Below are 740 nucleotides of genomic sequence, written 5' to 3'. Positions count from 1 at the left end.
TATTTATTTAACGCACTTGAAGACGATGGACCTGAACTTATTGTTACGCGTCACGAGCAAAACGCAGCAATGATGGCCCAAGGTATAGGACGACTAACTGGTAAACCAGGTGTCGCACTTGTAACGAGTGGTCCAGGTGTCAGTAACTTAACGACCGGACTATTAACAGCAACATCTGAAGGAGATCCCGTATTAGCTTTAGGAGGACAAGTTAAACGTAATGATTTATTACGTTTAACACATCAAAGTATAGATAATGCGGCATTATTAAAATATTCAACAAAGTATAGTGAAGAAGTACAAGATCCTGAATCTTTATCAGAAGTCATGACTAATGCTATGAGAACAGCAACATCAGGTAAAAATGGTGCGAGTTTTATTAGTATTCCACAAGATGTGATTTCAGCACCAGTAGAATCAAAAGCTATAGCACTATGTCAAAAGCCCAATTTAGGTGTTCCTAGTGAGCAAGATATAAATGACGTGATTGATGCAATTAAAAATGCAGCATTTCCTGTTTTACTCGCCGGTATGAGAAGTTCAAGTGCGAATGAAACAAATGCTATCCATAAATTAGTTGAAAAGACAAATTTACCAGTAGTTGAAACATTCCAAGGTGCTGGTGTCATTAGTCGCGATTTAGAAAATCACTTCTTTGGTCGTGTAGGATTATTCCGTAACCAAGTAGGAGATGAATTGCTTCGTAAAAGTGATTTAGTTGTCACAATTGGTTATGATCC

1 protein-coding gene is annotated in these 740 nt (G+C 37.7%); it reads left to right on the top strand.

Translation table 11 applies throughout. From position 1 onward, the window contains the following. Positions 1 to 740, top strand: a 740-nt coding sequence (locus tag HMPREF3241_RS11025; RefSeq protein WP_256323895.1) for a thiamine pyrophosphate-binding protein, incomplete at both ends; no start/stop codon positions are given.

Source organism: Staphylococcus sp. HMSC34G04 (assembly GCF_001838765.1).
In the GTDB taxonomy this organism is placed as follows: domain Bacteria; phylum Bacillota; class Bacilli; order Staphylococcales; family Staphylococcaceae; genus Staphylococcus; species Staphylococcus epidermidis.
Note: the sequence above shows the minus strand (reverse complement) of the source record. Positions and strands in the feature narration are given on the sequence as shown.